The sequence below is a fragment of the Clostridium sp. genome, from assembly GCF_050717535.1.
Lineage (GTDB): Bacteria > Bacillota > Clostridia > Clostridiales > Clostridiaceae > Clostridium_AD.
The window spans coordinates 36,810-63,528 of sequence record NZ_JBOITM010000073.1 but is presented as its reverse complement, the minus strand read 5'-3'; the positions used below and the strand labels follow the sequence as shown (position 1 = coordinate 63,528).

The 26,719-nt window shown below is 31.7% G+C and carries 24 protein-coding genes and 2 pseudogenes; all 26 read left to right on the top strand.

Going from position 1 to position 26,719, the window contains the following annotated elements; all coding sequences use genetic code 11:
• Window positions 1-63: 63 nt before the first annotated feature.
• A pseudogene (locus ACREVU_RS13445) lies at window positions 64-483 on the top strand (sugar phosphate nucleotidyltransferase); the annotation flags it as partial.
• Window positions 463-708, top strand: coding sequence for a DapH/DapD/GlmU-related protein (locus ACREVU_RS13440; protein ID WP_431552144.1), 246 nt, complete (start codon window positions 463-465; stop codon window positions 706-708). The pseudogene ACREVU_RS13445 and the gene ACREVU_RS13440, both read left to right, overlap by 21 nt.
• 42 nt (window positions 709-750) lie before the next feature.
• Window positions 751-1,668, top strand: coding sequence for a glucose-1-phosphate thymidylyltransferase RfbA (gene rfbA, locus ACREVU_RS13435; RefSeq protein ID WP_431552111.1), 918 nt, complete (start codon window positions 751-753; stop codon window positions 1,666-1,668).
• Window positions 1,669-1,686: 18 nt separating this feature from the next.
• On the top strand, window positions 1,687-2,256 hold the full coding sequence (gene rfbC / locus ACREVU_RS13430; protein ID WP_431552110.1) for a dTDP-4-dehydrorhamnose 3,5-epimerase: 570 nt from the start codon (window positions 1,687-1,689) through the stop codon (window positions 2,254-2,256).
• Between the two features lie 2 nt (window positions 2,257-2,258).
• A complete protein-coding gene (gene rfbB, locus ACREVU_RS13425) occupies window positions 2,259-3,311 on the top strand; it encodes a dTDP-glucose 4,6-dehydratase (RefSeq protein ID WP_431552109.1) in 1,053 nt (350 codons plus the stop codon).
• 32 nt (window positions 3,312-3,343) lie between these two features.
• A complete protein-coding gene (locus ACREVU_RS13420; RefSeq protein ID WP_431552108.1) occupies window positions 3,344-4,069 on the top strand; it encodes a hypothetical protein in 726 nt (241 codons plus the stop codon).
• Window positions 4,070-4,103: 34 nt separating this feature from the next.
• Window positions 4,104-4,604 (top strand): O-antigen ligase family protein, encoded by a 501-nt coding sequence (locus ACREVU_RS13415; RefSeq protein ID WP_431552107.1) that lies wholly within the window; start codon window positions 4,104-4,106, stop codon window positions 4,602-4,604.
• Window positions 4,605-4,724: 120 nt separating this feature from the next.
• The gene (locus ACREVU_RS13410) at window positions 4,725-5,561 is read left to right on the top strand and encodes a YihY/virulence factor BrkB family protein (RefSeq protein WP_431552106.1); all 837 of its coding nucleotides are present in this window, start codon (window positions 4,725-4,727) and stop codon (window positions 5,559-5,561) included.
• Between the two features lie 963 nt (window positions 5,562-6,524).
• Complete coding sequence (locus ACREVU_RS13405; RefSeq protein ID WP_431552105.1) at window positions 6,525-7,193, top strand: sugar transferase; 669 nt, start codon at window positions 6,525-6,527, stop codon at window positions 7,191-7,193.
• Window positions 7,194-7,274: 81 nt separating this feature from the next.
• Window positions 7,275-8,324, top strand: a complete 1,050-nt coding sequence (locus ACREVU_RS13400) for a mannose-1-phosphate guanylyltransferase (protein ID WP_431552104.1) — start codon at window positions 7,275-7,277, stop codon at window positions 8,322-8,324.
• Between the two features lie 41 nt (window positions 8,325-8,365).
• The gene (gene gmd, locus ACREVU_RS13395) at window positions 8,366-9,466 is read left to right on the top strand and encodes a GDP-mannose 4,6-dehydratase (RefSeq protein WP_431552103.1); all 1,101 of its coding nucleotides are present in this window, start codon (window positions 8,366-8,368) and stop codon (window positions 9,464-9,466) included.
• A 93-nt stretch (window positions 9,467-9,559) separates the two neighbouring features.
• Window positions 9,560-10,495 (top strand): GDP-L-fucose synthase family protein, encoded by a 936-nt coding sequence (locus ACREVU_RS13390; protein ID WP_431552102.1) that lies wholly within the window; start codon window positions 9,560-9,562, stop codon window positions 10,493-10,495.
• Window positions 10,488-11,072, top strand: a complete 585-nt coding sequence (locus tag ACREVU_RS13385; protein ID WP_431552101.1) for an acyltransferase — start codon at window positions 10,488-10,490, stop codon at window positions 11,070-11,072. The genes ACREVU_RS13390 and ACREVU_RS13385 overlap by 8 nt, the downstream gene beginning before the upstream one ends.
• A gap of 92 nt (window positions 11,073-11,164) precedes the next feature.
• Window positions 11,165-12,403 carry a glycosyltransferase family 4 protein gene (locus ACREVU_RS13380; protein WP_431552100.1) on the top strand — a complete coding sequence of 413 codons (1,239 nt, stop codon included), beginning with the start codon at window positions 11,165-11,167 and terminating at the stop codon, window positions 12,401-12,403.
• A 3-nt stretch (window positions 12,404-12,406) separates the two neighbouring features.
• Complete coding sequence (locus ACREVU_RS13375) at window positions 12,407-13,501, top strand: glycosyltransferase family 4 protein (RefSeq protein WP_431552099.1); 1,095 nt, start codon at window positions 12,407-12,409, stop codon at window positions 13,499-13,501.
• Window positions 13,502-13,599: 98 nt separating this feature from the next.
• Window positions 13,600-14,937, top strand: coding sequence for a hypothetical protein (locus ACREVU_RS13370; protein ID WP_431552098.1), 1,338 nt, complete (start codon window positions 13,600-13,602; stop codon window positions 14,935-14,937).
• Window positions 14,938-15,001: 64 nt separating this feature from the next.
• Entirely contained in the window at window positions 15,002-16,054 is a 1,053-nt protein-coding gene (locus tag ACREVU_RS13365) for a glycosyltransferase (RefSeq protein WP_431552097.1), read from the top strand.
• Window positions 16,051-17,100: a glycosyltransferase family 2 protein gene (locus ACREVU_RS13360; RefSeq protein WP_431552096.1), complete on the top strand. Its 1,050-nt coding sequence runs from the start codon at window positions 16,051-16,053 to the stop codon at window positions 17,098-17,100. Before ACREVU_RS13365 ends, ACREVU_RS13360 begins: the two co-directional genes overlap by 4 nt.
• Before the next feature lie 3 nt (window positions 17,101-17,103).
• Window positions 17,104-18,291, top strand: a complete 1,188-nt coding sequence (locus ACREVU_RS13355; protein ID WP_431552095.1) for a polysaccharide pyruvyl transferase family protein — start codon at window positions 17,104-17,106, stop codon at window positions 18,289-18,291.
• A gap of 130 nt (window positions 18,292-18,421) precedes the next feature.
• Window positions 18,422-19,948 (top strand): lipopolysaccharide biosynthesis protein, encoded by a 1,527-nt coding sequence (locus tag ACREVU_RS13350; RefSeq protein ID WP_431552094.1) that lies wholly within the window; start codon window positions 18,422-18,424, stop codon window positions 19,946-19,948.
• Complete coding sequence (locus tag ACREVU_RS13345; RefSeq protein ID WP_431552093.1) at window positions 19,945-21,126, top strand: Coenzyme F420 hydrogenase/dehydrogenase, beta subunit C-terminal domain; 1,182 nt, start codon at window positions 19,945-19,947, stop codon at window positions 21,124-21,126. The genes ACREVU_RS13350 and ACREVU_RS13345 overlap by 4 nt, the downstream gene beginning before the upstream one ends.
• A 20-nt stretch (window positions 21,127-21,146) precedes the next feature.
• Window positions 21,147-22,061 (top strand): UTP--glucose-1-phosphate uridylyltransferase GalU, encoded by a 915-nt coding sequence (gene galU, locus ACREVU_RS13340; RefSeq protein ID WP_431552092.1) that lies wholly within the window; start codon window positions 21,147-21,149, stop codon window positions 22,059-22,061.
• Window positions 22,051-23,154 (top strand): acyltransferase family protein, encoded by a 1,104-nt coding sequence (locus ACREVU_RS13335; protein WP_431552091.1) that lies wholly within the window; start codon window positions 22,051-22,053, stop codon window positions 23,152-23,154. The genes galU and ACREVU_RS13335 overlap by 11 nt, the downstream gene beginning before the upstream one ends.
• Window positions 23,155-23,183: 29 nt before the next feature.
• Entirely contained in the window at window positions 23,184-24,065 is an 882-nt protein-coding gene (locus ACREVU_RS13330) for a beta-1,6-N-acetylglucosaminyltransferase (protein WP_431552090.1), read from the top strand.
• A 53-nt stretch (window positions 24,066-24,118) separates the two neighbouring features.
• Window positions 24,119-24,760 (top strand): annotated as a pseudogene (locus tag ACREVU_RS13325) (right-handed parallel beta-helix repeat-containing protein); the annotation flags it as partial.
• A gap of 40 nt (window positions 24,761-24,800) precedes the next feature.
• Window positions 24,801-26,672: a polysaccharide biosynthesis protein gene (locus tag ACREVU_RS13320; RefSeq protein WP_431552089.1), complete on the top strand. Its 1,872-nt coding sequence runs from the start codon at window positions 24,801-24,803 to the stop codon at window positions 26,670-26,672.
• The last annotated feature ends 47 nt before the right edge of the window (window positions 26,673-26,719 follow it).

Genomic DNA, 26,719 nt, shown 5'->3' with positions numbered 1-26,719 from the left:
ATATATAAATATAAAAAAATAGGATGTGAAGTGGTTGGGAATTAGAATAGGAATAGATGGACTATATATTATTCCAGGAGAAATAGCAGGAAAGGAGGTAAGGGGACTAGATTTTGGCCTCTTTCAACTGATGAAAAACCTAAACAGTTTGTAAAACTTTTAGGTGAGGAAACAATGATACAGATGACTATTAATAGAATCAAAGATATAATTCCTGAGGAAAGAATTTTTGTAGTAACATCATTAGATTACATGGACTTAGTAAAGCAGCAGTTACCGCAGTTGCCAGTTAGAAATATTATAGTTGAGCCAGTAGGTAAAAATACTGCGCCATGTATAGCACTTTCAGCTTTTTATATAGAAAAGTTTTACAGTGATTCTACCATGGTGGTATTACCTTCAGATCATCTTATTATAGAGGAGGAAAAGTTTAGACAAGCTATAAAAGATGCGTATGATTTTATACAAGAGAATGAAAAGGCACCAGACAAGAGACCACTTAATACTAAATCTGTATCAATAGGCAATGATGTATGGATAGGAGAAAATGTTTGCATATTATTAGGAGTTAATATTGGCGATGGTTGTATTATTGGAGCAAATTCAGTGGTTAATAGGGATGTTCCTAGTAACTGCATAGCTTTTGGAATGCCTGCCAGGGTTATTAAAAAATATAATTGTACGTCCAAACAATGGATGAAAATTTAACGAAATTGTGATTTTATATAAAAATTTCTAGGGAGGCAAAATATGAAAGGTATTATTTTAGCGGGTGGTTCCGGCACTAGGCTATATCCAGTAACCAAAGCAGTATCAAAGCAAATATTACCAATATACGATAAGCCGATGATATATTATCCATTATCAGTATTAATGCTTGCAGGTATAAAAGAAATATTAATTATTTCAACGCCTAGAGATATAGTTACTTTTGAAGAGTTATTAGGTGATGGAAGTGATATAGGACTTAAATTGCAATATACGGTTCAAGAAATTCCAAGAGGACTTGCAGATGCTTTTATTATAGGAGAAGAGTTTATAGGCAGTGATAAAGTAGCCTTAGTTTTAGGTGATAATATTTTCTACGGTTATGGCTTTAGTGAAAGATTAAAAAGAGCAGTGGACAGAGAAGAAGGATCTACTATTTTTGGATATCATGTAAGCAATCCAACGGAGTTTGGTGTTGTTGAATTTGATGATAATAATAACGTATTATCTATAGAGGAAAAACCACTGAAACCAAAATCAAATTATGCAGTGCCTGGCTTATATTTCTATGATAACGATGTAGTAGAGATTGCGAAAAGCATTAAACCTTCTGATAGAGGAGAAATAGAAATAACAGCAGTTAATAATGAATACTTAAGGCGAGGTAATTTAAAAGTTGAGCTTTTTGGAAGAGGAATGGCTTGGCTTGACACAGGAACTCACAGAGGACTCCTGGACGCAGCTAACTTTGTTGAAGCTATTCAAACCAGGCAAGGACTATATGTGGCTTGTATAGAAGAAATAGCTTTTAGAAAGGGGTTTATAAATAAACAGCAACTTCTAAAATTGGCAAAACCACTAATGAAAATAGAATATGGTAAGTATTTAATGCGGATTGCTGATGATTATGATAAAGCTAAATTAGAAGCTAAGTTAAAAGCTGAAGTTGAGCTAGAATAAATCGAGGAGGAGTTATTGATGTTTAATTTTATAGAGACTAAGATAAAGGATTTGTATATAATAGAACCTAAAGTTTTCGGTGACAATAGAGGCTATTTTATGGAGACCTACAATAAGAATGATTTCTTTGAGGCAGGACTTACTATGGAATTTGTTCAAGACAATGAATCAAGGTCTAACAAAGGAGTACTTAGAGGACTTCATTTTCAAACTAAACATACTCAAGGTAAATTAGTTAGAGTTACAGAGGGAAAAGTATTTGATGTAGCTGTAGATTTAAGGAAGGGTTCATCCACATTTGGACAGTGGGAAGGAGCAATTCTTACGGAAGAAAATAAAAAACAATTTTATGTCCCGGAAGGCTTTGCTCATGGTTTTTTAGTTATGTCAGATGTTGCTGTGTTTAATTACAAATGTACAGACTTCTATGCTCCTGAATATGATAGTGGTATATTGTGGAATGATGAAGATATATCTATAGAGTGGCCATTAGAAGGTATAGAAGAGATACTATTATCGGATAAGGATAAGTTGCAAAAGAAATTAAAAAATTTACAAGTGTCATTCGAATATAAGGGGTGTAATTAATTATGAAAACTTATTTAGTAACAGGTGGAGCTGGATTTATAGGTGCAAATTTCGTACATTATATGTTAGATAAATATTCAGATATAAAAATTATAAATTTAGATAAATTAACTTATGCAGGAAACTTAGAAGATTTGAAAGATATAGAAAATAATAAAAACTATTCCTTTGTGCAAGGAGATATATGTGACAAAAAATTTGTAGAAAAAATATTTAACGATAATGATATTGATTACGTTGTGAATTTTGCAGCAGAATCACATGTAGATAGAAGTATAAAAGAGCCAGAGATATTTGTTAAAACAAACATCTTAGGTACAGTAAATATTTTAAATGTAGCAAAGAATGCATGGGAAATTAACGGTGGATTTAAAGAAGGAAAGAAATTTATGCAAGTATCAACGGACGAAGTATATGGATCACTTGGCAAAACAGGGTACTTTCTTGAAACTACACCACTAGACCCACATAGTCCATATTCTTCAAGTAAAACAGGCGCAGATTTAATGGTTAAAGCTTATTTTGATACCTATAAAATGCCTGTAAATATAACCAGATGTTCAAATAATTATGGTCCATACCAATTTCCAGAAAAATTAATACCGCTCCTAATAAATAACTGTTTAAATCATAAAGATCTACCAGTTTACGGTGATGGAATGAATATAAGAGATTGGTTGTACGTAGTCGACCACTGTAAAGCTATAGACATGGTTATAAATGGTGGTAGAGTAGGGGAAGTTTACAATATAGGTGGACATAACGAGAGAACTAATATGCAAATAGTTAAAACTGTTGTAAATTATTTAAATGAAAATGTAGATAGTGACATAACGGAAAAACTAATAACTTATGTTGAAGATAGAAAAGGTCACGACATGAGATATGGAATAGATCCAGCTAAGATAAAACAGGAGTTAGGATGGTATCCTGAAACTACATTTGAAGTAGGAATAAAAAAGACAATAAAATGGAATATAGATAATAAACAGTGGATGAATAATATTACATCAGGGGAATACCAAAATTATTATAACAATATGTATTCAAAATAGGCGTTTAAAAGCAAACAAAGGAGAATTATAGAATGGAAGATACCCTAGCATTTCATAAACGTTTTTGGGTTACTGAACTTATCTGCATAATACTAATTGCTACTACGATATTGTTTAGAATCAAGGGACTATCACTATATTTGGCTTTATCAGAAATAATTGCCATAGGATTTTTTCTTAATAGGTTTATTTATCATGGAATATATAAGCGTGATTATAAATTTACGGAGTTATCCAATAGAGTATTTTGGATATTGTTTTCATTTGGAGTGTATTTTCTTGTGCTCTTTAGCATACGTTTTATGCTACATTTACCCTTTACGGACTCAATATGGACAATAAAAGAAAGTGATGAAAAAAGATTGCCATCATGGATAACACCAATTGCATATGCTAACGTGGGCATGAGTTTGGTTTTTGCATTCCTTTCCGGAGGGCGCCTTGGCTGGGTGGTTATGGGAGCAGTAATTGTAGCATCGTTTCTGTTGATATTTGGGGCAAAATGGAATTCGTGGAAGCGGATTTTGACATTCATGATATCATGTAGTCTGGTTATCGCAATTGCTGCATCTGTAAATTTCATGCAAGCCCGTCCTAGTTTATACAGATCTTTTTCTGCTATTGTGACTAGAATTCCGGGACTGGTCAAACCAGCGCCTGAAACCGAAGAAGCTAAGGTTTCCACTGCTGATACTAGTGATAAAATATTTTCAACTTGTTATTATATATTAAAGAGATTAGTAAATATTTTTTTCTAGGAATGCAATATTAGGTCTTGGACTAGGATTATTAGTGCTTACACTAATTTATAGTATTAAGTGGATTTTCACTTTAGGTGGTTTTGCTATTTTGATTTCGTTCATACCGTCTGTGGCTCAAAGGATTGAAGGTACAGTTGATTTACATCAAAATGAATTAAGAATTAAACTTTGGAAAACAGCACTATATATGATAAGGGATCATCCAATTTTAGGCATTGGTAATGGAAATTTCGTTACTAGATATAATGAATATGTAGGGAAGTATAGTGAATTAAAATATTATGCATATAAGAGCTATCCAAACCATAATTCCTATTTGAAATTTCAAAGTGAGCTAGGCATATTGGGAATACTTTCTTTCCTTGGAATTATAACAACGACGCTATTTAGAATTAAGAAACTGTATAGCATAACTAGAGATAAGTTTTATATACCCTTTTATACTGGTGTAATGGCAAGTTTTATTGTTTTCTTATTTATGAACTTATCAGATAATTTATTCTTTGTGCCTAAAGTAACCACTTATTTTTAGCTACTTCGAAAAACTTATTGGTATAAAAATTTACTATAAGTTATAATAATAAAATAAAGTGTTTATAATTAAAGCTCAACTCTCCACTACAGATTGTTAACTGAAAAGGGTGGTGTCTATATGTTAAAAGATTTGAAAAAACTTATATCCAATGTTATAGACGATGATATTACTGCTTTGGCAGCTCAACTTACTTATTATTTATTGCTATCTTTTTTTCCCTTTTTATTGCTGCTACTTAGCGTTTTAGGTTATAGTGACCTAAAAAGTACAGATGTGCTGATATATCTAAGTAAAGTAGTACCCAAGGGTACTTTTGATTTAATTAACAATACAGTTGTAAGTGTGTTTGATAAAACAAGTGGAAATTTAGTTTCATTAAGTATAATAGGTGTACTTTGGACTGGGTCCAGTGGTTTCAGAGCTATAATAAAGGGATTAAATAAAGCTTATGATGAAAAAGAAACAAGGCCTTACTGGAAGACTCTAATTATATCCGTATTATTTATGCTGGGACTTGTGCTGGTTATTATAGCTGCGGTAGCTTTAGTAGTATTTGGACAAATGATAGGTGGAGTTATTGTAACGCGATTTAATGTATCAAGTAAATTTATTTTTAATTGGGATATTATAAGATATGTAGTAACTCTAGTTGGAATGGTATTTATATTTGCAGCATTGTACCATTTTACCCCTTGTAGAAGACTTACGTGGAGAGAAGTAATGCCAGGAGCTACCTTTAGTACTTTAGGTTGGTTACTATCATCATTAGCATTTGCGTACTATGTGAATAATTTTAATAACTATTCTAGTGTTTATGGTGGTATAGGAGCAGTTATAGTGCTTATGTTATGGCTTTATATTACCTCCATAATAATATTACTAGGTGGAGAGCTTAATGCTATGTTAGCTTTTGGGAGAGAAGGCAAACAAAAACCCAAGTGCAAGAAGTATTAGGGAGGTCCTACGCGCCTTGCAAACGAGCTTGAAACTGGAAATTCGATTAAGAAATTCTAATGCTTTGCGAAAATAAAATCCTCTAGCGCTCTCCTCTGGGTAGTTCTCTGGGGGACATAACAATTATTAATTGTTATGCACTCGCCGTCCTGGCTCGGGTTCGCTAGCCTGCCGTCCTGGCAGGCTTACGAGGATTTTATTTTCGCAAAGCAAGAATTTCTAAATCGAATTTCAATAGTTTCTACGTCTCTTATTGCAAGTCGCTTCGGACACTTCAATACTTGTTGTGGAGAGCAGTAGGGGTAGCGAAATATATTTAAATTGGAAAGGACATTAAGAAATTCTATTTTTTTTTAAGAAAATAAAATTCTCTAGCGCTTTCCTCTGGGGGACATAACAATTATCAATTGTTATGTGTCCTGGAAGGCTTACGAGAAATTTATATGAACAAAGTGAGAATTACTAAGTTAATTGTTGATAGTTTCTGCGGCTTTATTTTAAGTCATCGGGGAGAAAATGTATAGAATTGTGTATATTACGTGGTGGGGAAGAAAAACATAATGTGAAAAAGTCAGAAGGTAGATCCTTCTGACTTTTTTTGTGCAAAAATATAATGGCGTTATATACATAAAACCCAATTTTCTATTTTAATATTTAATTAAATTAAAACAAACAGTCTTTTGGAGAATAAAATAGGAAAAATAAAGCAATTTAATGTCGTAAAAGTATGAAATAATGAGAAATTAATCAAGTTAATAAAAAATTTACACACATTTTGTAGTATTATGGTATACTCTAAAATATATTAAAAAAAGTTTTATAATTTATTATTAATTTCTTTTTAATGCATTTATAAACTGAATTAAGGGAAAAAAATCACTTTAATGTAGGTTGCAATATTTATTTATTAACTAAAATTACGAATTTTATAATTGCATATTATAAAACAAGGAGGGAATATAAATGCAAGAAACAGAGAGAAAATTAGAATTTACACAAATAGAGTTTGGAGAAAAGATTAAGAAAAACCTTGGATATTTTATAGTTAAAAGAATAATTGACTTTATAGGTGCATTATTTGGTATTTTATTAATAAGTCCAGTTATGTTTGTGGTGGCTATTTGGATTAAGGTAGATTCAAAAGGACCTGTTCTTTTTGCTCAAAAGAGAGTTGGACAAGATGGTAGAAGTTTTCTAATGTATAAATTTAGATCTATGTGTCCAGATGCAGAAGGTCTTCTTAAGAAACTTGAGGCTGATAACGAAATGTCAGGACCTATGTTTAAGATAAAAGAAGATCCGAGAATAACTAAAATAGGAAAGTTTATAAGAAAGACAAGTATAGATGAGTTACCTCAGCTTATTAATATATTAAAGGGTGAAATGTCACTCGTAGGACCAAGGCCAAGTTTGCCTAAAGAAGTGGCGCAGTTTACTTCATTTCAAAAACAAAGATTAGTTGCTAAACCGGGTCTCACTTGTTATTGGCAGGTTGGAGGTAGAAGTGAAGTTAGTTTTGAAGAATGGATGGAAATGGATGTTGAGTATTTAAAAGATAGAAATACATTGGTAGATATAGTACTTATTCTTAAAACAGTGGGAGTGCTGTTTGGGGATGAGAAAGCTAGTTAGCAGTTGATAGTTGGCAGTTAGGAGTTTGAGTATGCAGCAGTGGTTTATTAATTTAATGAATTAGTAAGGGAGGAAATAAATATGTTATGTGCGTTAATTATGGCTGGTGGAAAAGGGAGTAGATTTTGGCCCTTGTCCACGGAAGAAAAACCTAAACAGTTTCTGAATCTTACAGGTGAAGACACAATGATTCAAATGAGTGTGAAGAGATTAGAAAATCTTATTCCTATAGAAAGAATATTTATAGTAACAGGCACTAAGTATAGGGATTTGGTTGTGGAGCAGTTACCTACTTTGCCACATAGAAACATTATTATGGAACCCGTAGGCAAGAATACAGCACCTTGTATTGCTCTTTCGGCATTCCACATTAACAGGATATATGAGGATGCTACTATAGCAGTGCTTCCATCAGATCACCTTATACAAGATGAAGAGAATTTCCTTGAAGTATTAAACTGCGCTGATGAATTTGTTAGTGAAAATAGAGAAGCTATAGTAACTATTGGTATGAAACCAGATAGACCTGAAGTGGGTTATGGCTACATAAATTACAGTGATATGAATTGTGCAATTAATGGATGCGAAGTTAGACACGTAGAAAAATTTGTAGAGAAACCGGATTTACATAAGGCTAAAGAGTATTTAAAAGATGGAAAATATCTTTGGAATGGCGGGATGTTTATTTGGAAGGCTGCCAACATATTGAGACTTACTAAGCAATATTTGAAGAACACTTTTAATGTGCTAAGTGAAATAGCAGGGGCTAGCGATGAAGATTATGGCAGGGTGCTCCAGGAAAAATATAATGATGTGGACAATATATCAGTGGATTTTGGAATTATGGAAAAAGTAAAAGATATATATGTTATTCCATCAGATTTTGGTTGGGATGATGTGGGAAGTTGGGAGTCCGTAGAAAGATATAGGGAGAAAGATAGCGACAACAATGTTTGTATGGGTAATGTACGTAACTTTGATTGTAGCAATAACATTATTATTAGTAATGGTAAACCTATAGTTATCGCAGGACTTGCGGATATATTTGTGGTTGAAAATGACGATATGATATTTGTTGGCAATAAAGACGAGATGGAGAATATAAAAGAACTTAAAAGTAGAATTGGGTAGTAGAAAAATATAATAGGTTAGTTTGAAAGGGAGTATTACATATGAAGACAGCATTAATAACAGGAATAACAGGACAAGATGGATCTTATTTAACGGAATTATTATTAGAAAAAGGTTATGAGGTACACGGAATAATTAGGCGTGCTAGTTCATTTAATACAAAGCGAATAGATCATTTGTTTGAAGACCCGTTGATAGGGAATGTAACACTGTTTCTTCATCATGGAGATTTAACAGATTCAAGTAATTTAAATAGAATAATAGAAAAAGTTAGACCAGATGAAATATACAATTTGGGAGCTCAAAGTCACGTTCAGGTATCTTTTGAAGTGCCAGAGTACACTGCAGAAACAGATGGTATAGGAACACTCAGAATTTTGGATGCTATAAAAGAAAGCGGATTAAAATGCAAATTTTATCAGGCTTCTACTTCAGAACTTTTCGGTGGACTGCCAGGCACAGCGCCACAAAGTGAGAAAACACCTTTTTATCCAAAGAGTCCTTATGGAGTAGCAAAGTTATATTCTTACTGGATGACTGTAAACTATAGAGAAGCTTATGATTTATTTGCTTGTAACGGAATACTTTTTAATCATGAATCTCCTAGACGTGGAGAAACTTTTGTTACTAGAAAGGTAACACGAGCAGTGGCGAATATTGTGGCCGGGAAACAAGAAAGACTATCTCTTGGTAATATGGATGCAAAAAGAGATTGGGGCTTTGCAGGAGACTATGTAGAGGCTATGTGGTTATTGCTTCAACAAGATAAACCACAAGATGTTGTTATAGCTACTAATGAAACTCATACTGTTCGTGAGTTTGTAGAATTATCATTTAAAGAAATTGGTATAGATATAGAGTGGGAAGGTACAGGAGTAGAGGAAAAAGGGCACGATAAAAAAACTGGAGAAATATTAGTTGAGATAAATCCTAAATATTTCAGACTTGCTGAGGTTGAATTACTTTGGGGAGACTGCACTAAGGCTGAAACAGAACTTAATTGGGAGAGAAAAGTTAGTTTTAAAGCTCTAGTTAAGATGATGGTGGATTCTGATATGAAAGAACTGGCTGGAATTAGTTCAGATGAGTATATGGATATGGCAAAAAATGATAGATTTCAAGCAAAAGTTGGTATAGCGTAAGAACAGCCCGCTATAACTGCAGCAAAAGTTGTGATTAGATAATAGTTAAATTAATTATACAATGAATTTTTAAATATATAAGGAAGTGTTGTTATGAATGTGAATAGTAAAATTTATGTAGCTGGAAGTCACGGACTTGTAGGCTCAGCTATAGTTAGAAACTTAAAAGCAAAAGGATATACAAATATATTAGAAAAAAATCATAGAGAGCTAGATTTAATGGATCAATTAGCGGTTAGAAGTTTTTTCGAGAGTGAAAAACCGGCTTATGTGGTACTCGCTGCGGCCAAGGTTGGCGGAATTGGAGCTAACGAATCATATCCAGCAGATTTTATTTATGAAAACATGGAAATACAAAATAATGTTATTAAGGCTGCACATGATTTTAAGACTTCAAAGCTTTTGTTTTTAGGAAGCTCTTGTATATATCCAAAAATGTGTCCTCAACCAATTAAAGAGGAATATTTACTTTCAGGATATCTTGAGCCAACAAACGAAGGATATGCTATAGCTAAAATTTCAGGACTTAAGATGTGTCAGTTTTTCAAAAGAGAATATGGTGATAATTTTATAAGCTGTATGCCAACTAATCTTTATGGGCCTAATGATAATTATGATTTGAATAATTCACATGTTATGCCTGCACTTATTAGAAAGTTTCATGAAGCTAAAGTTAACAATGAACCATCAGTTGAAGTATGGGGATCAGGTAAACCACTTAGAGAGTTTTTATATGTAGATGATATGGCGGATGCATGTGTGTTCCTACTGGAAAATTATGATGGTGAAGAGCATGTGAACGTAGGTACTGGTAAGGAACTTACTATAGGTCAATTGGCAGAGATGGTTAAAAGAGTTGTTGGGTTTAAGGGCGAATTAAAGTTTAATACAGACAAGCCAGATGGTACTATGAGAAAACTATTAGATGTAAGCAAACTTGAAGCTACAGGCTGGAAGTATAAAGTGGAACTTGAAGATGGAGTTAAGATGGCTTACGAGTGGTTTAAGGAAAATTATAAAAATGTTTAAATTTAAAAGTAATTATTTTAAAGTATTTATGAAATTTAATAAGGTTCAATATGGAGAACATTTAAATTTGGTTGGACTTCCTGTTATTTTCAAGCAGAAAAGTGCAGAGCTAACCATAGGAAATGATTGCCTTATAAAAAGTGATTTTCTATCTAATTTAGTTGGATTATATCAAAGAACAATAATTGTTGCTAGAGAAGAAGGAAAGATACACATTGGGAATAATGTGGGGATTTCCGGGGCTACAATTTATTCTAAGGCGTTAATAGAAATAGGAAATTATACTAATATAGGTGGAAATGTCAAAATATTAGACCATGATTTTCACCCTATCCAGGCAGAGGATAGAAAAATGAATAACATGGCTATGGTAGGTAAAAAACCTATTAAAATCGGTGAAAATGTTTTTGTAGGTTGTAATTCAATTATATTAAAAGGAGCTGAAATTGGTGATAACTCGGTGGTTGGAGCTGGAAGTGTAGTAAGTGGTAAATTCCCAGCAGACGTTGTTATTGCAGGTAATCCTGCTAGAATAATCAAAAGATTAGATAACAACCAAGAGTTAAACAGTCTTTAGAAATTTTAAAAAAAATTGATTAAACAATAACATTAAGATCAACGATTAAACAATAATGTAAGTACAAGCTATAAAAAGGAGCAAATTATATTATGAAGAGAAAACTATTGGTATATGCACATTACTTTTATCCAGATGTAGCATCTACTGGGCAAATATTAACAGAGTTATGTGAAGGCCTTAAGGAAGAGTTTGATATAACAGTAATTTGTGTAGTGCCTAGTTATGATGGCAAGGTAGAGTGTAGATATAAAAGAAAAAGAATACATAGAGAAGATTTTAAGGGTATGCATCTTTTAAGGGTGAGAGTGCCTGAGTTCCAAAAGAAAAATAAAATCAGTAGAGTGAAAAATATCTTAGCATATTTTTTCAATGCAATTATCGCTACTTTTAGTGCTGGTAAACAAGATGTGGTTTTTAGTATATCTCAACCACCAATTTTAGGTGGACTACTAGGAGTCATAGGTAAAAAGCTAAAAAGAGCTAAATATATATATAACATTCAAGATTTTAACCCAGAGCAAACAGAAGCAGTAGGCTATTCTAAAAGTAAATTTATCTTAAAGTTTGCAAAAGCACTAGATAAATATAGTTGCAAAAAAGCTGATACTGTTGTGATAGTGGGTAGAGATATGAAAAAAACACTAGAAAACAGATTCCAGGGGAAAGATGTTCCAGAAAATGTTGTTATAAATAACTGGATAGATGAAAAACAAATATATCCACTACCAGCTGAAAATCCTAAGGTTGTGTCTTTTAAAGAGAAATATGGATTAAATGATAAGTTTGTATTTATGTGTTCAGGTAATATAGGTCTTTATTATGATTTGGAGAATATTATCAAAGTTATTGGTGATTTTAAACATGAAGAGGATGTTGTTTTTGCTTTTGTGGGTGACGGTATTATGAAACAGACACTAGTTGATTATGTGGAAGAAAACGGCTTAGATAATGTTAAATTTATACCTTATCAGGATAAGAAGGATTTAATTTATTCGCTTAATGCAGCAGATGCACATTTAGTTACTAATGCTAAGGGTATAAAGGGAATTTCTGTACCTAGTAAGATTTATGGAGTAATGGCATCAGGTAAATCAGTTTTAGGAGTTTTAGAAGAGGGATCAGAGGCAAGACTTTTGATTGAAAATTCTAATTGTGGGAAATGTGTATGTCCAGGAGATTATGCAAACATTAAATCCACCATAACTGAAATTATTCAGCACAAGGAAAGTTTTGTGAAGTTGGGTGCACGTGGTAGAAAAACTATAGAAGATAAACTTAAAAAAGATGCTTCAATAGATAGATATGCAGAGATGTTAAATCTTAGATAGAAGGTGATTATTATTAAAAAGAAAATATGTTTTATAGCACAGTTTCCACCCCCAATACATGGATTATCTAAGGCTGTGGATACCTTATATAATTCAGAGCTAGCAGAAAAATATGAATTTAGCAATGTGGATATTACAAATAATAAACGCATAATTTCAAATATTTTTAAGATTATTAGTGATGATGCTGATTTATATTATTTAACTATTTCCCAGACTACAGGGGGAAATATAAGAGATTTAATAATAATTAAGATGTTACTTATGAAGAAAAAAAAGATATTAGTTCATTTACATGGTGGCTATTATAGAACTATGGTGGACAAGGATTGCAAGAGTATTATTAAGAAAATTAATTTGAAGCTTTTCAGCAAGCTCAGTGGAGCTATAGTACTTGGGAATTCTCTTAAACACATATTTAAGGGTATTGTGGCAAATAATAAGATAAAGGTTGTAGAAAATTGTGTTGATGAACAATATTTAATTAGTAGGGACAAATTCGATTTAAAAATGAAAAATTTAGATAATAAAGAAAAGTTAGATATAGTATATTTGAGTAATTTTATTGAAAGCAAAGGATACAAAGACATGTTACAAGTAGCCAAGATATGCAAGGATAATAATGAGGAAAGATTTAATTTTATTTTTGCAGGCAAGTTTTACGATGAGGAAGATAAAAAGCAGTTTATTGAATACGTAAATACAAATAGTCTTCAAGATATTATTGATTATAGAGGTATAGTTAAGGGAAATGAAAAGTTAGATATGTTGAAGCAAGGAGATATATTTATGCTTTTAACTAGATATCCAAAAGAAGGTCAGCCCATATCTATTATAGAGGGTATGGCAAATGGAATGTCTATTATAACTACGGATTATGCTGGTATACCAGATTTAATAGAGCAAAATGAAAATGGTTATTTTGTTGATTATGATAATCATGAGGACATATATAAATTATTGTTGTCCATTGAAGGGAACAGAGATGAGCAGAAAAGAGTAATTTTAAATAATAGAAAAAAAGTGCTGAATATGTTTACGCAGGCAAAGTACATAAATAAGATGGATAATGTGTTTAATGATGTATTGGACTACTAAAGCCGATTTAGAATCTATTATACCTTTTTTAGTAATATCACAAGTCCTAGAGTTTAAGTTTAATATAATGAGTAATGGTATGTGAAGGAGAGGTATTAATGGAGTTTTTATTTAAATTAGCAGTATTTTTTATCCCATTTGATAATTTATTTTTCGCGCCTTCTAAAGGGTGGGCAACTATTTCACCAATATTATTTGCATTTTATGCCATTACTAGTTTAAAAGAATTAGTGGAGAGCATTTGCGTAAATTCAAAATATGTTTTCTTGTTTGTAATAATAGCAGTCTATTCGTCTACCCTATATTTATTTTACAAACCGGACATAGCAAACACAATAGATGGCATAGTCACACTATCATTTGGGATTTTATTTTATTTATCCCTATATATTAGATACATAATTCGTGAAAAAGATGTTAAAAAAGATGTTAAGATTTTAATTTTTGCATATAGTCTGTCTTTTTTTTACGGAGTAGTTAAGTTTATTGCATTAAAAGGTGGAGTAGGCTTTGTGTTGTCATTATTTCAATTAATAGAAAAAAGGTATTACAGTAGACTTGCATTTTCTTTTACGGAACCATCCTTTATTTCGCTACATATAGCGGGTGTGCTGTATTTAGTATGTATATCAATTAAAGATAAATTGCTAAAGAAGAAGTTAATTATATTAATTTCATTATTTTGCGCACTCACCTTAATATCCGGAGATAGTGCTAGATTTTTAGTGGATTTTGTGGTTATTCTTACACTTGTAGTTGCGAAATTCTTAGTTCAGAAAAAGATAAAGTTCTCTAAAAAAATGATAGTATTTATCTTGATTATCTTTATATCTGGTGGCCTGGCATTACAAATACAGGGGAATACACGGGTTACTAAAATGTTAAATGGAGATACCTACACTGATATGATATATAGTGATCCGTCACTGTCAGCAAGATATTTCCGGATAAATAGTTCTATAAAGGGCTATGAGAACGAACCCATGAAAGCATTATTTGGTGCAGGACTTGGGAATTCTTATTATTTTCTGCAATATGGGTTTGTTGATGCATTAGAGGAATATGCAAATCCTTACACAAGTGAGGTTGCGGTGCTGGCTAATTCAAAGGAAAATCAATTATTTTGTATGCCTATAAGGCTAATAAGTGAGATGGGGGTATTATGGTTTATAACTATTATGCTTCTAATATTTTCAAAGGTAATTAAAAACAAGGAAAATATTTTTGATCTGCTAATTATTTCATATTTATATGTACAATTTGATAGCTATGCATTTTACACCTTCCCGCTTTATTTATTTATAATAGATTATAAGGCACGTAAAAGACAACAAGCAGAAAATGAGATAGGCGCCTTGGGGAAGAAAAAGTCTAAGCATAAAGTAGGAATTATTAATTATAAAAGATTAAAGCGCTATAAAAAGGAAGTAATATAAAAATAAACCACCATAAAAATAAACCACCATAAAAATCAAGTTAGTATAAGTAATGGAGGTCCAAATGGAGAATTTATCGGAAATTAAGGTCAGCATAATAATACCTGTTTATAATGTAGAGGATTATATTGAAAAATGTCTATCTAGTGCTGTGGGTCAAACACTTCGAGGTATTGAAATCATAGTTGTTAATGACGGTTGCACGGATGAGAGCATGAAGATAGTAGATATTTTTGAAAATAGACATTCAAATATTCGCGTTGTAAATCAGGAAAATGGAGGACTTAGCTTCGCAAGAAACAGTGGAATTGCAATTGCTAGAGGTAAATATATTGCTTTTATTGATAGTGATGATTATATAGATGAAACAATGATAAAAACCATGTATAACAGTGCAGAAGATGGGAAACTGGACCTGGTAGCATGTAATTTAACAAAGGTGGATACTATCGGCAGAGAAATTGGGCAAGAGAAGAATGTTATAGATTGTAATTGCAGCTATGATAAAGTTGAGGGTACACGTGAATACTTGCTAAATAATATTCCCTCTTATGCTTGGAATAAGCTATATCGTAGAAGTTTATTCATTGACAATAAAATTAGATACCCAGTGGGACGTCTTTATGAAGATATTGGAACAACATTTGAACTATTATTTAATGCACAAAGAATAGGTTTTATAAATGAATCTCTTTATTTTTATGTTCAAAGGGAGGGTGCTATAACTAAAGTACCTACTTTCAAGGCGGGTGGAGATATAATAACTACTGTTGATGAGATTAAAAGTAGTTTAAGCAAAAGTGAAATTTATTATAAATATGAAGAGGATTTTAAAGTATTTAGCCTGAAATATTTATTTTTAGCTAATGTGTTATTTTATAAAAGATATTCTATAACAAAAGAAAAGAATGAGCTTGAGTGTTTTAAAAATTTGAGCAATGTTAGAATAGAAGATTTAAATCAGGATTCCATTATGCAGAGTAAAAGGTTTAGCTTAAGAGATAAGATAAATTATATGCTTATGAAAACAGGCACTATATATTTAGGAATCATAATAAGGGAAACACTACTTAAAGCGAAAGGCAAACTGTGGAGCATTAAGGGGGAGAGTAAATGAAATTAAGTATTATTATCCCCACCTACAATGTAGAGAAACATATAAGAACCACCATTAATTCACTTATTGTTCAATCAGAAAAAAACTTTGAAATAATTATAGTAGATGATGGCTCCACAGATAATACAGTAGAAATTGTATCTTCTATAATAAGAGAAAGTAAGCTTGATAATTTTGAATTAATAACAAAGGCAAACGGTGGAGTAAGTTCAGCTAGAAATTCAGGAATGAGAAAAGCCATTGGTAAATACATAATGTTTTTAGATGGAGACGACTATGTATCTAAAAATTTGGTGCAGTGTATATATGAAAAAATTGATTATAGTGACAGGGATATTATATGTTTTGGATGCGATATAGTGGATGAAAATAAGGCCATTATAAAAAAATACTTTGATGTATTTGAAAAAGAGCAGGGCGAGATGACGGGTATTGACGCATTAAATAATATAATAAATCATAAGAACATGTGGATTTATACAGGTAGTGCCGTTTATAGAAATGAGTTTTTAATTCAGAATGATATAAAATATACGCAAGGTTGCGTAAATGGTGAAGATCAAGAATTTACAATTAAAGCACTATCCAGGGCAAAAGATGTGATTTTTATTGATAGTGTGCTTTGCTATTATGTACAAAGAGAAACATCAATATCTAATAGTTATAATATAAAACGTTTTGATACAATAGCTGCACTCCAAAGAACCTACAAATACTTGATGGATATAGATAACAGTGAACTAGATGCAATAGCTAAAAAAATAAAGAGCCAGCATATTGTGGACAACTATATATATAATTTTGACTGCTGTTTAGATTATACATATAAAACCGGTGAACTGAGTAAAGAGAGTTTTAAAAACTTATATGATGATATTGAAGGGGCGTATCCAACGCCCAATAAGGAAGTAATTTCTAGCATGAGGCATTACAAGGGAAAAAGCATTAAAATATTATTTAAGGTTAAAATGTTTTTAAACTCACCAGCATTGTACATTTGGATATTTAGTTTAAAAAGCAAAATAAAAGAAATGAGAAAGAGGTAATATATGAATATATATGTGTACAATTGTCCTAATACGTTTAATTATGGTTCTATGATGATGGGAGAAAATTTTATAAGTTCCTTTAATAATATAACAGGTGAAAAAAATAAATATTATGTAGAAACTGATGATTCTATAAATATAGAAAGATTAAAAGCGGCTACAGGAATTAATGAAATATATGCGGTAGAGCAGAACTGCCTTTTCAAACCTGAAACCACAAAAAAAGATTATATTCTTGGTTATGTAAGGTTAAAAAAGATAATTTCAGAGTTTATTAAGACTATAGACCTAGTAGTTATTTTAGGTGGAGACGATTTTACTGAAGACTACGGATGGAAAAGACCTATAGTTAATGGAATAAAATTTAATATGTTAAAAAGAGAAGGCCTTAAAGTTGTAATGCTTGGTCAAACTATGGGGCCTTATAAGTCTTTTAGAAAGCCAGTAATGAAATTTCTTCTTAGTAAAATAGATAAAATATATCCAAGAGATCCAATTACATATAATTATTTAGACAAAATGGGACTATCAAACATAGCTATCACAGATGATTTAGCACTACTCACCCTTACAAAGCAAGAAAAAAAGGAAAGAACTAAGCAGTACATAACTTATTGTCCTAGCGAACTAATATATAGATTTTCAAAGGAAGGCAATAGGCAAGATTGGATAGATTTCAATTTGTTTATGATAGATAAGCTTATGGTGAATTATCCCACAAAACAAGTAGTGTTACTTCCACATGTTACTAGGCCAAAAGCTGTAGACGATAGTATTATTGCAAATGAGCTTTATGCACTAGTTAAAGATAAATATGGAGACAGAATTATTGTAGAAAAAAACGAGATGTATCCATATGAGGTAAGAAATTATATACAACAATCGCTATTTACTATTTCCAGTAGAATGCATCCCGTGGTTTCTTCTATACAATGTGAAATACCAGCTATAGCACTATCTTATAGTTCTAAGTATTGGGGTATTATTGGAGAAAGATATGGTCTAGGGGACTATATAATAGATGTTAGAGATTTAACTTATGATGAAATGAGAACAAAATTCACACAGCTACTTTCCAATATTGATTTAGAATATGAGGTAATACAGGAAAAAATGCACCATAAAAATATATTGGCAAATGAAACTATTAGGAAGACGTTGCTAGAGATAGCAAGGGCTAGTTTTTAGAATAGTAAATGGTGGTTGGTATGAGCAGTGGATAGTTGGTAATTGGTGGTTGATAATAAATAAATAGAAAGTTATTTTTTAATAAAAATAGAAATATTAAAACTTATTAGAAAAATTGAGGTAGATAGATTTGGAAAATAATCAAAGAAGAGCAGGAATAGTTTTATCCTATATATCAATGTTTTTTAGTATAGCAATTGGACTTATTTATGTACCAATGCTATTACACTTTTTAGGTAAAGAGCAGTATGGTCTATACCAGTTAATGGGATCCCTCATTGCTTATATGGCAGTTATGGATTTTGGGCTAGCTAATACTATAACAAGATATTATTCAAGGTATCTGGCTCTTAAAGACGAAGAGAATCAATCAAATGTTTTAGCTATATCGTCTATTATTTATGGCGCTATAACAGTGGTTGTATTAATTGCAGGTGTTGTTATATATTTTAAGTTAGGGGATATATTTAAAAATTCCTTAACCGTAGAGGAGCTTGCAAAAGCAAAACAAATATATATTATACAAATGGTGAATATAGTTATAACAATTCCATCAAATATATTTACCGCGATTATAAATTCACATGAAAGATTTATATTTATTAGGGGTCTTTCAATTCTTCAAACCGTGCTTCAACCTTTTGTAGTAATTGCTGTTATGTATTACAAAGCAGATGTAATTGGTCTTGTCATAGTAATATCAGTTTTTAATATTGGGACAATCCTTATTAAGATTTACTATGCAATGTTCAAGATAAGGGCGAAAATAAAATTATATTGCTGGAATAAAATTCTTGTAAAAGAAATGACTGTATTTTCATTCTTTATTTTCTTGAATATGGTTATAGATCAAATTTATTTCAAAACAGATCAGATAATTCTAGGGATCGTCGCTGGAACCTCAGTTGTAGCGGTATATTCTATAGCATCTCAATTGGATCAGTACTACATAAACTTTTCATCTTCTGTCAATAGTGTATTTTTGCCAAGAATAGCGGCCATATCGGCTAAAACAGAGGATATGACTGAGATAAATGGCATGTTCAATAAAGTGGGTCGTATACAATATGCCATTATGGCTATGCTGCTTTCAGGGTTTATAATGTATGGTAAGAGTTTTATAGTGTTTTGGGCAGGTCCGAGCTTTAGTAATGCATATTATATGTCCTTAATAGTTATGGTTCCGCTGTTAGTACCATTAATTCAAAGTATGGGAATTGTAATTATACAAGCGAAAAACAAGCATGCTTTTCGCTCCAAGATGTATTTTGTTATTGCACTGCTAAATATAGTGCTATCAATACCACTAGCAAAACGGTATGGAGGAATTGGATGTGCTATTGGTACAGCCATAGGCCTTATTATTGGTAATTGGTTTGTGATAAATATTTATTATCATAAGGTGATAGGAATTGATATCATAGATTTTGGAAAGGAAATTTTATCAATGACACCTCCAGTAATAATAGTTATGGGCCTCTCAATAATTACAAATTATTTTATACCCACATCAAACCTAATAATACTGGCTATAAAAATAATTGTTTATGTAGGTGCTTATTCCACACTAATGTGGTTTATGGGTCTTAATGCTTACGAGAAAAATATATTTGCGGGTATATTTAATAAAATTAACAAGAGAAGGAAACGTATATGATTAATATAATTGATAAAAAAAATTGCTCTGGCTGCAAGGCCTGTTATAATATATGCCCCAGAAGCTGTATTGAAATGGTAGTGGATAGTGAGGGGTTTTGGTATCCTAAAGTTAATGAATCAAGCTGCGTAGACTGTGGATTATGTGAAACGGTTTGTCCTGAAATAAATATCTATTCGAAGAAAAGTGCCTATGAAATTCCTACTTGCTATGCAGCCTGGAACAAGGATGAAAGTAGCCGCGAAAATAGCTCCTCAGGGGGAGTATTTACAAGTATAGCTCAGTGGATAATATCAAAGGGTGGAGTAGTATTTGGCGCAGGATACAATGAAAAGCTAGAGGTAAAACATAGTGAGGTTCATACAGATGAAGAGCTAGCAGCTTTAAGAGGCTCGAAATATGTTCAAAGTGACATCGACGATACCTATAACAGCGCAAAAAAATACCTGGATGCTGGGAGAAAAGTGTTGTTTACAGGAACACCTTGTCAAATAGCAGGATTATATAGCTTTATAAGTAAAGATTATGCAAATTTGTATACTTGTGATATAGTTTGCCATGGAGTACCATCGCCCCTAGTATTTGAAAAATATAAAAAGAATATGGAAAAATTACATGATTCAAAAATCAAGTCCATAAATTTTAGAAATAAAAAACAAGGCTGGAAAAGCTACTGTGTGGCCATAGAATTTCAAAATCATAGGAAGTATAGTAACACCTTTGTAAACGATGCATATATGAAGGGATTTCTAAGAAATTATTATTTAAGACCCTCTTGCTATAGTTGCTCTTATGCTAAGATTAATCGGTCAAGCGATATAACTCTAGGAGATTTTTGGGGCATAGCCAGTAAATATCCAGAACTTGATGATGATAAAGGAACTTCACTTTTATTAATCAATAGTGATAAAGGAAAAACTATGTTAGATGCTTGCAAAGACAAGATTGTCTTTAAAGAATGTGACTTGGATCATGCTATAAAAGGAAATCCTTCTATTATAAGTTCTGTAAAAGTGCCTAAGGGAAGAGAAAAGTTTTTTAAAGACTTAAATAGTAATGATTTCGAATTTGTTATTAAAAAATATATGAGCCCACTAAATTGGACTCAAAGAAAAATTATGTTTAGCAAAAGGGTGCTGGGATTTATTAAAAGAAAATGGGGTAAATTTAAACTATAAGAAAACGGGAGATGTTTTAAATGAAAGTTAAAAAAGCTATTATACCAGCAGCAGGACTAGGAACCAGGTTTTTACCTGCTACAAAGGCATTACCTAAGGAAATGTTACCTATAGTTGATAAACCAACTATGCAATATATTATAGAGGAAGCTGTGGCTTCAGGCATAGAAGAAATATTGATCATCACAGGAAGAAATAAAAAATCTATTGAAGATCATTTTGATAAATCAGTAGAATTAGAACTAGAACTTGAAAACAAACATAAGGATGGTCTACTTGAACAAGTTAGAGACATATCTAATATGGTAAATATACATTTTATAAGACAAAAGGAGCCTAAAGGACTTGGACATGCTATAAATTGTGCAAGAGCTTTTGTAGGCAATGAGCCTTTTGCTGTTATGCTAGGTGATGATATAGTAGATGCGCAGGTGCCTTGCTTAAAACAACTTATGGACTGTTTTGAAGAAAAGGGAAAAACAATCTTAGGAGTTCAAGAAGTAACTAAAGAAAATGTAGATAAATATGGCATAGTGGATGGAGTTCAAATTGCAGATAGAGTATACACTGTAAATGATCTAGTGGAGAAACCACAAGCAGATGTGGCACCATCAAATATAGCTATACTTGGTAGGTACATAATAACACCAGAGATATTTGATATTTTAGATAATACGCAGCCTGGAAAAGGTGGAGAAATTCAGTTAACGGATGCGCTAAAGACACTAATTTCACAGCAAGAAATGTATGCTTATGTATTCGAAGGAAGAAGATATGACGTAGGAGATAAACAAGGATTTCTTGAAGCTACAGTTGAATTTGCCTTAAAAAGAGAAGAGTTAAAAGTTCCTTTTATGGAATATCTTCAGACTATAAAAAACAACAGTAACTTTAGTGACTTGTATAAAGAAGTAGCTATCAGTAATGCAAAATAAGGACTATGAATTTACTAAAGCCCATACTCAAATAGCTAAAGGTGTTGCAATAACCCTAATGATGTTTCATCACTTATTTCGTTTTCCAGATAGAATACAAGATGTTTCCTATATTTCTATACTATCATTTGGAAACACCAGTTTTGAATACTTATTAGGGGACTTTGGAAACATATGCATAGCCATGTATCTATTTTTAAGTGGGTATGGGTTATATATGTCCACCCAGAAAAAAGAGAATTTCACATTGAAGGATTCAGCTAAAAAAGCCATGAAATTTTTGATAAACTATTGGGTGGTTTTTATAATATTTGTACCTATAGGCCTAATATGGTTTGGTGATAGTACAAGATATCACTTTAACATAGCAGGATTTATGGCCAATTTTTTTACACTGAGTTCTTCTTACAATAGTGAATGGTGGTTCGTTCGCTTGTACATAGAATTATTACTACTCTTTCCAATAATAAAAAGAATATTAAAAAGAGATATTAAAGCTTCCCTAGCCATAATTTTAAGTTGTTATATTATAGCTATTATTATGGAAGTAATACCTGTGATCATACCTGGATTATCCATGCTTAAAGTGAATTTATTATATTTGGATATAAGAAATATATTATTTTGGCAAATGAGTTTTTGTAGTGGATTTATAATCGCAAAGCTGAATTTGTTTTCACGTATAAATAAGAAAATATCAAGTAGGAAACTGGACACGAAGTCATACTCTATTATCGCAATACTGACTATTATAGGGGTTAGAATTGGATCCACATATTTGTTTGAATTTATTGGAAAGGGAAATGCCACCTATGTGGATTTTATATTAGCTCCGCCCTTTCTCTTGATTTGTACAAACTTTATTATTAATAGTAAGAGTAAAAGTATATTTTCTATACTAGGGAAGCATTCCACAAATATGTGGTTGACTCATACTTTTTTCTGCTATTACTACTTTCAAGACCTAGTATTTTTGCCAAAGGTATCTATTTTAATTGTAATGTGGCTAGCACTATTAAGTATTATGGCTTCTATACTTATTAATTTTGTGATTAGTGTAGGGACGCAGCTTATGCGAAAGAGAGCTTGTTAAAATAGTGGAAAGAGAGGTGTTAAGTTAAAATGCAAATAGGTTATTGTATAATTTGTCATAGAAACACAAACATTTTGAGAACTACTATTGAAATCTTAAACCAGGGTAATAACAATATATATTTACATGTAGATAAAAAAGCAAATATTGAAGATTTTAATGAGTATAAAAATAGAGTTATTTTTATTGAAGATAGAATAGATGTTACTTGGGCTAGTTTCTCTCAAATAGAATGTATGATTAAATTACTAGAGCGAGCATCCAGAATGAAAAATGATTATATATGTTTATTGTCTGGGGATTGTTTACCGCTAAAAAATTCAGAGGAGATTAAAGACTTCTTCATAAAAAATACAGGAAATGAATTTGTAGGAATACAAAAAACACCTGATTTGAATGAATTGGAAAATAATATTAAATATGAACACAGTAAACTGTCATTTGTGAGAAAGAAGAATATTCTTCAGTCCATAATGTTTAAAATACAAAACAATACAACAACATTTAGAAGAAACAAAGGTTATGATTTATTGCCTGAGTTATATAAAGGCACCAATTGGTTTTGTATAAGCGGAGACTTATGTAATTATATACTTCAGTATTTACAAGATAATGCTTGGTATAAAAAAGCTTTTGAACACTCCTTTTGCGCCGATGAGGTGTTTTTCCAAACTATAATAATGAACTCTATATATAGAAATAAAATATATAACCTGGATACTGATTATGATGATAATCATATGGCACTTCGGTATATTGACTGGAATAGTGGTCCTGAATATCCTAAAATGTTAACAGAGCAGGATTTTGTAAACATTAGTGATAATGAAAATAGTGATTGTATTTTTGCTAGAAAGTTTAGTGAGAATATTGATATAGCTAGTTATAAAATTGCCTTTAATATAAAATAGCTCTTAACATAAAGGAACAGTAATGGGTAGAAAGATTACTTGATGGTAAACACTTTGACGATAAAGCACTAATTAATGCAATTAACTCAATAGAAGAAGGAACAGTTTATATTCCAAAGGGCACACTACTGATTCCAGATGGTGTAACTATTACTGTTCGTAAGGGTATAAATATTACAGGTGAGGATTTTAATAAAACTAGAATAAAACAAATTGATGGTTATCCCTCAAATAAAATATTTAATCCCATGGGAGACCAAAGTTTTCGAGATATAACTATAGATTCTAAGCTGGGGATAAAACCAAGTGGAGATAATATAGACATATATAAATGTAAATTTATTAACGGTACTCAATCAATTCAAGTAGCTGATACAGTTAATAACCTAAGAGTTCGCCGATGCCAGTTCCAGGATAATTCCGGATATTCTATTCTGTTTAATAAAAATACTTCTTATAATTGTTTGATTAAAGATTGTGTATTTGATGGTACAGAAAGTGATTTTATAGAAATAAATGCCCCTTGCGTTGGAATAAAAATAGAGAATTGTAGTTTCAAAGGTAATAAATGCAGGGGACAATGGGCTGGATTTGGCATTGGAGTTGCGGTAAGAGCTAAGGAGGTTGTCATAAATAACTGTAGTTTTGTAATATGGTATTGTGAAAAATATAAATTTAGTGATATACTGAACTAAATAACAAAATAAACTTAAATGTATAAAAAAGGGGAATAGTATGAAGACATTAGGAAAATGGAAAAAACCAATATTAATGCTAAGTGATGCAGTTTTAATAAACTTAGCATATATATTAGCTTTCTTTTTTAGATATAATTATAGAGATTTCAGGTTTTATTCAAGGGATTTCAAGGAGATAGCCTTGATTGTAACAGTTATCTACATAGCTTGTTTTTATCTCTTTAAGCTTTATGAAAGCCTTTGGAGTTATGCTAGTATAGATGAATTTATGCTGGCTATTGGAGCGTGTCTTACTGGTAATTTAGCTACTATAGCTTTTATTAGAATTACTGGCCATGGCTTTGCTTATGGAGTAAGCATAATAGCTTGTGCTTTTTCAATTATATTTATATTGGGGCTACGAATGTCCTTTAGGGTTTATGATAGATTTGAGAGTATTGTAAATTGTAAAGCTGGCAAAAATGAACGAAAAAGAGTAATGATAATTGGAGCTGGTGCAGCTGCAGCTATGGTTATTAAAGAGATGAAAAGTAGTAGCATGAGTACATATAAACCTGTAGCTGTAATTGATGATGAAGATTATAAAAAAGGAAAAAATATTATGGGGGTAAAGGTTCTTGGTAATAGGAAGGACATACCTACTATAGCAGTGCAGCAAGCCATAGAGACTATACTTATTGCTATTCCAACCATTGAAGATGAAGATAAAAAGCAAATTATAGAAATATGTAAAAAAACAAATTGTAAAATAGAAATTATTCCTGGAATGTATGAAATAATAAACGGGAAAGTTTCCTTAAGTCAAATTAGGAAAGTAGATATTGAAGATTTACTTGGACGTAAAGCAGTGCAACTAGATATGAAGGGCATTGCCAGTTATATTCATGATAAAACAATATTAGTAACTGGGGGCGGAGGATCTATTGGATCAGAACTCTGTCGCCAAATTATAAAATTTGAACCTAAACAATTAGTTATTTTTGATATATATGAAAATAATGCTTATGATCTTCAAATGGAACTTCAATATAAATATCCAAAATTAGATTTAAAAGTGCTTATAGGTTCTGTTAGAGATGTTAAACGTTTAGAGAGTGTATTTAAAGAGTATTCACCAAATGTAGTTTTCCATGCAGCAGCACATAAACATGTTCCACTCATGGAAGTGAGCCCTATGGAAGCAATAAAAAACAATGTGTTTGGAACCTTTAATATGGCAGAATGTGCTCATAAGTACAAGGTGGAAAGATTTGTTATGATATCTACGGATAAAGCGGTAAATCCAACCAGTGTAATGGGTGCTACTAAGAGAATGTGTGAAATGATTATACAATCTATGGACAAGATAAGTGAAACACATTTTGTAGCAGTGAGATTTGGTAATGTGTTAGGAAGCAATGGGTCAGTTATACCACTATTTAAAAACCAAATAGCTCATGGTGGTCCAGTTACACTTACAAACAAATATATAACTAGATTTTTCATGACCATACCAGAGGCAACACAATTAGTGCTTCAATCTGGCGCATATGCTAAGGGTGGAGAAATATTCGTGCTGGATATGGGAAGCCCGGTTAAGATTTATGATTTGGCATGGGATTTAATAAAACTTTCAGGGTTTGAGCCTAATAAGGATATAAAGATTGAAATTACAGGGCTTAGACCAGGAGAAAAATTGTATGAAGAACTTATGATGAGCGAAGAAGGACTTACCAATACTAAACATGAGAAGATTTTTGTGGGAAGACCTACATTTACTGATTTAGAGGTCATGAAGGCGAGAATGAAAGAACTTAAGGTACTTATTGATAGGGATGATGTTGAAGGGGTAATTGAAAAAATTGGAGAAGTAGTTCCGACTTATAATAGAACACTTGCTGAAAGCGCAGTTAGTACTGTAGCGGAGTAATCATTAGTTAGTAAAGAAGATTTAGAAGCTTGTATAAGCTTCTAGAT